General features: G+C 62.9%; 3 protein-coding genes and 3 pseudogenes. 4 read left to right on the top strand and 2 right to left on the bottom strand.

The features are described 5' to 3' along the window. Positions 1 to 124 (bottom strand): PE family protein (locus MSIMFI_RS26480; protein ID WP_191499902.1); only part of this gene is annotated, 124 nt, incomplete at its 3' end. A gap of 15 nt (positions 125 to 139) precedes the next feature. Continuing rightward, a pseudogene (locus MSIMFI_RS26475) lies at positions 140 to 1,511 on the bottom strand (ISL3 family transposase). 485 nt (positions 1,512 to 1,996) lie between these two features. Here MSIMFI_RS26475 and MSIMFI_RS26470 point away from each other — a divergent pair. The 4 genes and pseudogenes from MSIMFI_RS26470 to MSIMFI_RS29445 all read left to right on the top strand — a co-directional run. Continuing rightward, positions 1,997 to 2,788, top strand: coding sequence for a V-type ATP synthase subunit E family protein (locus tag MSIMFI_RS26470; protein ID WP_186241582.1), 792 nt, complete (start codon positions 1,997 to 1,999; stop codon positions 2,786 to 2,788). Positions 2,789 to 2,866: 78 nt separating this feature from the next. After that, positions 2,867 to 3,751, top strand: a complete 885-nt coding sequence (locus MSIMFI_RS26465) for a coiled-coil domain-containing protein (protein ID WP_224770464.1) — start codon at positions 2,867 to 2,869, stop codon at positions 3,749 to 3,751. Between the two features lie 46 nt (positions 3,752 to 3,797). Then, positions 3,798 to 3,905 (top strand): annotated as a pseudogene (locus MSIMFI_RS28730) (hypothetical protein); the annotation flags it as partial. A gap of 244 nt (positions 3,906 to 4,149) precedes the next feature. Next, positions 4,150 to 4,722, top strand: a pseudogene (locus tag MSIMFI_RS29445) (PE family protein); the annotation flags it as partial. Positions 4,723 to 4,767 lie beyond the last annotated feature (45 nt).

Genomic DNA, 4,767 nt, shown 5'->3' with positions numbered 1-4,767 from the left:
ACTGCTGAGCGTGGGCGCCGAACAAGGCCGCAATCGCCACCGACACCTCATCGGCACTAGCGGCCACCAGTTGGGTCGTTGAAACGGCCGCGGCGGTATTGGCCGCACCAAGCTGCGCACCTATACGGGCTCTACCGACTTAGCAGGGGCGTAGTTGCCTGGTCCTGAGTGGCGCCTGCCGTGATTGGCGGGGGCAGGCCCACCGTACTCGGCGTCGTTGGTTGTCGGGGTTGCGGAATCCGAAGGCGATGCGCCCGACGTGTTTGACGATGCGGTTGTAGCCTTCGCTGCGAGCGTTGGACAGGCCGGTGGTGACCGCGAGAATCATGGGCTGTTGCCAGGTTTCGATGGTTTCGGCGAGGTCGTGGATCTCCGGGGCAGAGGTTGCGGCACAGAAGGCGTAGAACCGGTACAAGGCAGCGGCGAGGTCATAGCGCGGACCGCCGGTGGAGGTGCACGCCGGCACGTCGCGCAGCAGCTCCTTGGCGATCCAAGCGGCCAGGATGTCACCGTGGGGGTCGGCGGCGTCCAACGCGGTAATCAGGCGGGCGCGTTGGGCCTCGGTGGGCCGTTCGGCGCCACGCAGCAGCCGGCGCCGGTTGAGCCACTCCGGGTCGGCCTTACGGCCGCGACGGCCACGGCTGTCCCAGGTGGTGCGCCGCCGCACCGCCTCGACCATCTGGTTGGCGCGTTTGACCAGGTGAAACCGGTCCACTATCAGCTGCGCATGCGGCAGCGCGTCGCGCACGGCCTTGGCGTAGGTCACTGACATGTCGATGGCCACGTGGGTGATCGACTCGCGCCAGCCCTGGTCGCGTTCGCCCAGCCAGTCGATCACCGGCGCCGCCGAGCGGCCGTTGACCTGTACCAACAGACCGCCCGCGCCGGTGATGTCGACCAGTCCGGTGTCGAACCGATCGATCCAGACTCGTTTCCCGGTGCTTTGGCACGTCTCGTTTTTCGCTTTGCCCCTGCGTGTTTCATCGATGCCGAGCACCGTCACCGGCTTGGGTTCGGTGTCGAGCACCGGGTCGGCGGAAGCCGCTACCGCGTCATGACAGGTGTTCCACGTGCACCCGTAGGCGGCGGCGACCGCGGCCACCGACCGATCATCGTCAAGCACTGCCGAGGCCATCTCCGACTTCGCCCGCGTCGTCATCCGCGCCCGAGCGGGGACCGCCGGAGTCGACTCGGTGAACGACTTGCGCCTACACAAAATGTTGGTACACAACCACTTACGTTTCCGCCACATGATCCGCGGGCGGTCCGGGCCGATCTTGATATCGCGCGGACGGGTCGTAACCCAGCCCTTCGACCGCGACGATCGCGTCCGACACTTCGGACATTTGCCGACCCATTCGTCGGCAGTACCGACAACGACCACGCGGACACCGTCCTCGCCTGGCGCCACGGTGTCGACGACGATTCCATCGAGACCCAGCAGCAATGTACTACCGTTGGACAAGCTCGCGCCTTTCTGCGATCTGGATGCGTGAGAACACCCAGTTCACAAGGGCGCGAGCCCCTAATCAGCCACCGACACGATCCGAATCGGTCACACCAGACCCCCATCAACTCGGTAGAGCCCAAAATCGAGGCTTAGATTCACCGGGTGACCTCGCCGATAACCTCTGGTTATCAAGCGTTAGTAATTGGATATTGGACGGCTGGCGTTCGTTATAGGCATGATTCGCCTTGACGCGCTAATTCGTGTCCGGGAGGGAGCATGCTCGATAATGGCCAACGCGGGCTGGTGGCGAAGAGCTGGTGTGGTGTATCAGTTAATCGATGTCCTATTTCTTGGGTTCCCGTTCCCGACGGGAGGAGTGAGCCATGAGTCGGTGCTTTCTGTCGGACTGGTGACTCTTCGGATGCTTCTAGCACTTAATCGCATGGGCAGCTATTGGCCATTTAAGCAACCTTAGACCACCAGCTATTCATCGCATCAATTCGATATTTAAAGGAGTGTTGCTGAAGTACAGTTGCGGCCCCGGCTGTGAGCGACGCATACCCGCATGGACGAAGGCGCAAGCACGTGAGTTTTGAAATGGAACGATTGTCCCAGCTCGTTGGGAGCCAAGATCAACCGCTCAATGACCTGCGGGCGCTGGCCCGGCGAGGTGAAGCGCGGATCGCCGAGTTAAGCGAGCAGCTGAGCAGGTCACAGGCCGAGCTGGAGTCAATGTCGTTACGTTTTTCGCAGGCGGCTGCGGAGATCCCCGCTGACGTCGACCACCTGGGTGATCGACTCTGTGGAGTTTTGAACGCTGCCATGGCGGAAGCGGAAGAGATTCGGGCCGAGGCGCATCAGTTTGCGGAGGCTACTCGAGTCGAGGCGGAGGAGCGTGCCGCCCGAATCATTGCCGAAGCCAAGCTGGAATATCAGGCGGCAGCCAAGCTGTGGACTGACCTTTTGGCGCAGAGTAAGCAGGTTCGCACAGATATCACTCGACTACGTGAGCAAGCGACCCTCGAAGGCTCCAAGATTTTGGCTGAGGCCGAGGCCCTGGCCGGAGATGTGTTGTCCCGGGTGCAGCGTGACGTAGACGCCCAGATTGCAGTGGCACAAACCAAGTTGGATGAGCTCAATCAGGTGCGCGCGAAAACCATCACGCAACTGAAGTTTTTCTACGACAAATTTACAGCGTTGGAGAGCCCGGTGCGAGAAGTTGACCCGGTTAGGACCATCTTCTTGACTCCGGTTCATTCCGACACATCCTCCGCTCATGGTGCGCATTCGGCTTGCGATGCTGGTATCACTCATGAGCTGCTTGACGGTGTCGGATAGTCCGAATACGCGCAGTAGACATATTCGCCTGTTCATCAGCGGCGAAAACAATATGAGGAGAACATAATATCTCTAGCAATGGGAGAAACGTCGATGGCAAGAGCAATTCCCGCATTTGAGACGCAAATACGCGGCCTCGATCGTGCTCAAGTAACCGACTACATCCTGCGTATTCACGGTGAGCTTGAATCCCTCCAAGAGCAGATCCGTATCCTTGAGCACGCCGCTTCCTTTGTTGAAGCCGATCGCGAACGGCTCAATATCGAGATTGCTAAGCTGAGAAGCGATATTGACCGTCTGTCAGGCCCTATCGATTCGGTCGAGGGTATGTCGGACCGCATTGCTCGGATGATGCGCGTCGCCTCCGACGAGGCCCGCCGCACCAAGGCGATGGCCCGCGAAGAGGCTGACGCGCTCACTCGTGAGTTACGCGAAGAGGTCGAGGCCGCTCGTCAGGACCGTGCGACCGCTAGCGCAGTACTCGCCGAATTCCAGGCTTCCATCGCCGCCCGCCGTGAGGAGATCCTGGCCGAGGTCAAGGCCGAGGCCGAGGAAGTGTTGCAGAGCGCTTATAAAGAGCGCGCCCGCCTGGCCGAGGAAACCGAGGAAGCCGAGCGCCGTCGCCGCGAGATGCAGCTGCGCCTGGCCGAGGACGACGAGCGCCGTCGCCGCGAGGCGCAGCGTCGGCTGGATCAGCAGGTCAAGTCGCGATGGCACCAGGCCGAAACCCAGGTCGCGGCCTACGAGGAGGAGAGCCGCCTCAAGGCGGCTGCCTTGGTCGGCTCCGCTGAGCGTGATGCGAAATTAATCAAGGGCCGCGCCGAGGCCCAGGTCAAGGATCTGCTCAAGGTGCGAGGGGACGTCGTTGCGCAACTCGGCGAGATCCAGAGCAGGATTGAGACCGCTGTCCGCCGCGACCGCATCACACTCGTCAAGGCTCCCGCGGCGAGCGAAGAGGCATAGCGCCGTGTCCCGTCATTAGTTGACGGCCTGCTGGGTGTCAGCTGTGCAGCCCGACGGCAAACCGTGGACCTACACACCGCCGGTCACCTTCGACCAGCCGCTGGAGATCGACCTGTCGGCCGACACTGTGGTCGTCGCCGGCCACGGCGCGGGCCGTGAATCACCACGATCCCTAAGCAACGGCCAATGTGCGAGCTGTGTGCAAAATGCACAGCTTTTTCGCTCAGAGAGGTGATTTTGCCCTATGGGCGTCCCCGCGCGGGCACGACAATTCTCGCCGACGGTGCGTCACCGGTGCTGGTTCATCGAGTGACGGACTGCCTGGATTGCCATGACGGGTGGGTGAGCTCGCGAGCCGATGGCCGGGGCGCTCACTCGGTTGCTGGGAGGTGCGTGGAATGTCGTTTGTCAGTGTGGCGCCGGAGTTGGTGGCTGCGGCCGTGTCGGACTTGGCGGGTATTGAGTCAGCGGTCAGTGCGGCCGGTGCGGCGGCGGCGGGTCCGACGACGGTGGTGCTGGCGGCGGCCGAGGATGAGGTGTCGGCGGCGATCGCGGCCTTGTTCGGTACGCATGCTCAGGAGTACCAGGCGATCAGCGCGCAGGCGGCGGTGTTTCATACCCGGTTTGTGCAGGCGCTGACAGCGGCGGGAAATGCGTATGCAGGTGCTGAGGTGACCAATGCGTCGCCGTTGCGGGCCGTGGAGCAGGCGGTGCTGGATGCGATCAATGCGCCCACGCAGATGTTGTTGGGGCGTCCGCTGATCGGTGATGGCGCCCATGGGGCTTCGGGGACCGGGCAGGCCGGCGGGGCCGGCGGCTTGTTGTGGGGGAATGGCGGTAGTGGTGGCTCGGGCGCAGTGGGGCAGGCCGGGGGGGGGGGGGGGGGGGGGGGGGGGGTGGGGGAGGGGGGGCGCTTTTATAGCTCTTGGGGTGGCGGGGGGGGCGCCTGTGTGGGTGGTGGTGTGGGGGGGCGTCTGAGGAGTATAAAGTAAGGCTGACGTGTGGGGGGGTGGAGG

Source organism: Mycobacterium simulans (assembly GCF_900232995.1).
GTDB classification, from domain to species: Bacteria; Actinomycetota; Actinomycetes; order Mycobacteriales; family Mycobacteriaceae; genus Mycobacterium; species Mycobacterium simulans.
This window is presented reverse-complemented; position numbering and strand designations above follow the sequence as displayed.

Excerpts from the sequence above, each read along its gene's own strand:
- MSIMFI_RS26465 (WP_224770464.1), top strand. The coding sequence starts at position 2,867 with ATGGGAGAAACGTCGATGGCAAGAGCAATTCCCGCATTTGAGACGCAA.